The organism is Pseudoalteromonas sp. SWYJ118, assembly GCF_015864505.1.
Lineage (GTDB): Bacteria > Pseudomonadota > Gammaproteobacteria > Enterobacterales > Alteromonadaceae > Pseudoalteromonas > Pseudoalteromonas arctica.
Genome location: NZ_JADYXC010000050.1, coordinates 1 through 4,203 on the forward strand (window position 1 = coordinate 1; position 4,203 = coordinate 4,203).

Genomic DNA, 4,203 nt, shown 5'->3' on the forward strand with positions numbered 1-4,203 from the left:
ACGTACAGTTACCAGATGGCGTAGAAATGGTAATGCCTGGTGATAACATCAAGATGACAGTAACTCTAATCGCACCAATCGCGATGGATGAAGGTCTTCGTTTTGCTATCCGTGAAGGTGGTCGTACTGTAGGTGCTGGTGTTGTAGCAACTATCGTAGCGTAATTATTAGCCTAGCTAATTGTTACCAAAAAGCCCGAGCTTAGTCTCGGGCTTTTTAATGTCTAGAATAAAGTGTTATATGAAGGTGGCGGTAGGTGCTTTGTAGTAACGTTCAAAGCGTAATTATTAGCCTAGCTAATTGTTACCAAAAAGCCCGAGCTTAGTCTCGGGCTTTTTAATGTCTATAATAAAGTGTCATATGAAGGTGGCGCTCTTACTTTAGGCGTAGGTGCGTTGTAGTAACGTCCAAAGCGTAATTATTAGCCTAGCTAATTGTTATCAAAAAGCCCGAGCTTAGTCTCGGGCTTTTTAATGTCTAGAATAAAGTGTCATATGAAGGTGGCGCTCTTACTTTAGGCGTAGGTGCGTTGTAGTAACGTTCAAAGCGTAATTATTAGCCTAGCTAATTGTTACCAAAAAGCCCGAGCTTAGCCTCGGGCTTATTAATGTCTAGAATAAAATGTCATATGAAGGTGGCGCTCTTACTTTAGGCGTAGGTGCGTTGTAGTAACGTTCAGAGCGTAATTATTAGCCTAGCTAATTGTTACCAAAAAGCCTGAGCTTAGTCTCGGGCTTTTTAATGTCTAAAATAAAGAGTGATTTGAAGGTGAGGATTTCACATTAGACGAAGATGCTTGGTAACAACATTCAAAATATCATTATTGGTATTAATAAAAAACCCGAGCCTAGCCCGGGTTTTGATAAGTTATGAATATGCCATAATTGGCTGAAAACTATTCAATATTTTGGATCTGTTCTCTCATTTGTTCAATCAATACTTTTAACTCTACGGCGGCAGTAGTGATGTCACTATTGATAGACTTAGATGCTAGCGTGTTAGCTTCACGATTAAATTCTTGCATCATAAAATCTAGGCGGCGGCCACATGCGCCACCTTTTTTAAGGATTTTTTTAGTTTCTTTAACGTGAGACTTTAAACGATCTAATTCTTCAGCTACATCTTGTTTTTGAGCAAGATAAATAAGTTCTTGTTCAAGGCGTGACTCGTCAATGTTTGCTGTTAAGTCTTCTAGCTTTTGAGCCAGTTTTTCACGCTGCCACTTAGCAATCTCAGGCATATGCGTTTCTACAATTTCTACTTGCTCTAAAATCGCATCAAGGCGGATTGCTATCATTTCTTCAAGGTTTGCACCTTCATCGCCACGAGCTGATTTAAAATCTTCGATTACTTGATCAAGACCAGCAATTAGTGCTGTATTAACGCTATCCATATCAAGTTCTTCAGCTTCCATAACACCAGGCCAACGTAATATATCAACAGGATTAATGTCGCCATTACTTTGCTGTTGAACCCATTTAGCGCTATTTATAAGTTGCTCAGCAAGGGCTTGGTTAATTGATAGCTCACCAACATGGGCAGGATTTGCTACAAACTTTAAAAAAACCTCAACTTTACCGCGTTGTAAGTGTTTGCGTAAACGCTCACGAATAACTGGCTCCATGCCACGAAATTGCTCTGGTGCGCGAATAAATGTTTCAAGGTAACGCTGGTTCACTGAACGAACTTCCCAAGTGCCAGTTCCCCAATCGCCTTTTATTTCGCGACGCGCATAAGCTGTCATACTGTGGATCATGGATATTTTCCTAAATTTATAAATACAATATTACGATGATTATACCGTAACACCGCTTAAGCTCTAGGGAAAATTTAATACACTGAATATTTTGCATACAGCTATTTATTTAAATCAGCATGGTATCTATACCCACATACACTTATAATGTCGCAAATTCTGAATTAAGGGGATCGTCAATGCGTCCAAGCGAAAGAACACCTAATCAAATTAGACCTGTTACATTTACACGTAATTATACTTTGCATGCTGAAGGCTCAGTACTTGTTGAGTTTGGTAACACCAAAGTACTTTGTACAGCTACTGTCGAATCGGGCGTTCCTCGTTTCATGAAAGGTCAGGGTAAAGGTTGGATCAATGCTGAATACGGTATGTTACCGCGAGCAACGCATACGCGTAATGCTCGAGAAGCTGCACGTGGTAAGCAGGGCGGTCGTACTATGGAAATTCAACGTTTAATTGCACGTGCACTGCGTGCTGCTGTTGATTTAAAAGCACTTGGCGAAAACACAATCACCATTGACTGTGATGTAATCCAAGCAGATGGCGGTACACGTACTGCTTCTATAAGTGGTGCATGTGTTGCACTTGTTGATGCGCTAACGCACATGCGTGCAAAGGGTATGATTAATTCAAACCCACTTAAGCATATGATTGCAGCTATTTCAGTAGGTATATACAAAGGCCAAGCAATTAGCGATTTAGAATATATTGAAGATTCAGCAGCAGAAACTGATATGAATGTAATTTTAACCGAAACAGGTAAAATTATAGAAATTCAAGGCACAGCCGAAGGCGAACCTTTCTCGTTTGATGAGCTAGATGAGTTACTTACTTTAGCTAAACATTCTATTCGTGAGATCATTGACGTACAAAAGCAAGCATTAGCATAAATAGGTAGGCCACTAGATATGAAAGATTATCAAAAAGAGTTTATAGAATTTGCTCTAGAGAAGCAGGTATTAAAATTTGGTGAGTTTACTTTAAAGTCAGGGCGCATAAGTCCTTACTTTTTTAATGCCGGTTTGTTTAATACAGGTCGTGACTTAGCACGTTTAGGTCGTTTTTATGCATCAGCATTAGAAGATTCAGCGATAGAGTACGATGTACTATTTGGTCCCGCGTATAAGGGTATCCCAATAGCAACAACGACGGCAGTTGCATTAGCAGATCACCATGATAAAGATGTACCGTACTGTTTTAACCGTAAAGAGAAAAAAGCACACGGTGAAGGAGGTACATTAGTAGGCTCAGAACTCAATGGCAAAATAATGCTAGTTGATGATGTAATTACCGCAGGTACCGCTATTCGTGAGTCCATGGAAATTATTGCACAAAATGGTGCAGACCTTAGTGGTGTTTTAATTGCATTAGATCGCCAAGAAAAAGGTAAAGCCGAGTTATCAGCGATTCAAGAAGTTGAACGCGACTTTAATACCAAAGTAATTTCTATTGTAAAATTAGCAGACCTTATTAGTTACCTTGAAAACCAAGGAACGATGGGCGAGCATTTAGCCTCAGTTAAAGCTTACCGTGATCAATACGGCGTAGCATAAATAAAAAGCCTCGCAGTGCGGGGCTTTATTTTGACCTTCATTCATAGAGTTTATTAATGAAAGATGTATTAAAACCAAATGGCTTAGGCCTCAAACGCGTTTTCAAAGCAACCTATTGCTCCTATCTTGGCTTTAAAGCAGCATTTAAAGAAGAAGCTGCATTTAGACAAGAGCTATTACTAAGCCTTATATTATTCCCCACTTCATTTTGGCTGGCTTCATCATTATTACACTGGGCAATACTAATTAGCTCACTGCTTATTATTCTAATAGTTGAATTGCTAAACTCTGCCATTGAAGCATTAACAGATCGAGTAAGTACAGAATTGCATGTATTGTCAGGTAGAGCCAAAGATATGGGATCTGCAGCCGTAACACTTTCATTAACGATCGTGTTGATCATATGGGGTGTAAGTCTTTATATGAAGATCGTTTAAGCTCACTTTTAATATTAGTGAAGTTTAAACACCTTTAGTTGTTAATAATTTGCTAGTTATGTTGTGTTTTTAACGTGTTTAGCTCAAATACTCAGCGAACAGCACATTATTTCAAGTTTTCTTCAAAAAAGGGTTGATCTGTTTTCGGATCTCCCTATAATGCGACCCCACTGAGACGGGAAACGCCAACGCATAGCGAGGCACGAACAACTCAGGGTGTTAAGTAAAACTTAGATAGAATCTTTTAGAAAGTTTAAATTTAAGTGTTGACAAAAAAATAGGAAAGCGTAATATGCGCAGCCCTAGCGAGATAAAGTTTAACTTTATAATCGCAACGTTCTTTAACAATATAAAGCAATCATCTGTGTGGGCACTCGTACAGATTGAGTTCTAACAGCTAAACTACTTAGGTAGCGAGGCAAACAAATTTAGAGTCTCAATTGAAAACTGAGTG

General features: G+C 39.0%; 4 protein-coding genes and 1 pseudogene. 4 read left to right on the forward strand and 1 reads right to left on the reverse strand.

The window, feature by feature from the left end; all coding sequences use genetic code 11:
• Positions 1-164: pseudogene (locus tag I6F48_RS20975) on the forward strand (elongation factor Tu); the annotation flags it as partial.
• A 731-nt stretch (positions 165-895) separates the two neighbouring features.
• Here I6F48_RS20975 and I6F48_RS20980 read toward each other — a convergent pair.
• Positions 896-1,756 (reverse strand): YicC/YloC family endoribonuclease, encoded by an 861-nt coding sequence (locus tag I6F48_RS20980; protein WP_002958889.1) that lies wholly within the window; start codon positions 1,754-1,756, stop codon positions 896-898.
• 179 nt (positions 1,757-1,935) lie between these two features.
• On the opposite strand from I6F48_RS20980, the gene rph reads away from it, so the two are divergent.
• The 3 genes from rph to I6F48_RS20995 are packed head-to-tail and all read left to right on the forward strand — an operon-like array spanning position 1,936 to position 3,749.
• Positions 1,936-2,649 carry a ribonuclease PH gene (rph, locus tag I6F48_RS20985; RefSeq protein WP_002958890.1) on the forward strand — a complete coding sequence of 238 codons (714 nt, stop codon included), beginning with the start codon at positions 1,936-1,938 and terminating at the stop codon, positions 2,647-2,649.
• Between the two features lie 18 nt (positions 2,650-2,667).
• The gene (gene pyrE, locus I6F48_RS20990; protein ID WP_007583381.1) at positions 2,668-3,312 is read left to right on the forward strand and encodes an orotate phosphoribosyltransferase; all 645 of its coding nucleotides are present in this window, start codon (positions 2,668-2,670) and stop codon (positions 3,310-3,312) included.
• 56 nt (positions 3,313-3,368) lie between these two features.
• Positions 3,369-3,749, forward strand: a complete 381-nt coding sequence (locus I6F48_RS20995) for a diacylglycerol kinase (protein ID WP_007583384.1) — start codon at positions 3,369-3,371, stop codon at positions 3,747-3,749.
• The last annotated feature ends 454 nt before the right edge of the window (positions 3,750-4,203 follow it).